This window comes from Treponema sp. R6D11, assembly GCF_054786075.1.
This window is the reverse complement of sequence record NZ_BDHD01001148.1, coordinates 1-265: the sequence shown is the minus strand read 5'-3', so window position 1 is coordinate 265 and position 265 is coordinate 1. Positions and strand designations below refer to the sequence as shown.

General features: G+C 41.5%; 1 protein-coding gene. It reads right to left on the bottom strand.

The genetic code is table 11. The features are described from left to right. On the bottom strand, positions 1–238 hold a 238-nt coding region (locus ACYVTD_RS17875; RefSeq protein ID WP_461248958.1), incomplete at its 3' end, for a hypothetical protein. Positions 239–265 lie beyond the last annotated feature (27 nt).

The following is a 265-nucleotide window of genomic DNA, read 5'->3' as shown; positions in this document are numbered from 1 at the left end:
AACGTAAAACATAAGGATTCTTCATAGTTACGTCGCCGTAATACAAATAGCCTACTTCTAAGAATAACGCGCTACTTTTCTGCAATTTTACGGCAAATTGAACGCCGCCGCCGTACGCGAGCATCGGATAATCGACAAAAACATCATTATCCGACGGGAAACGCAAAGGATAGGCGGCCATTATATACGGTTCTGGAACAAAGCCGCTAAAGAATTTTAAGGGGAATTTAATGCTCATCGTTGCCAGCATATTGTATATTGGATA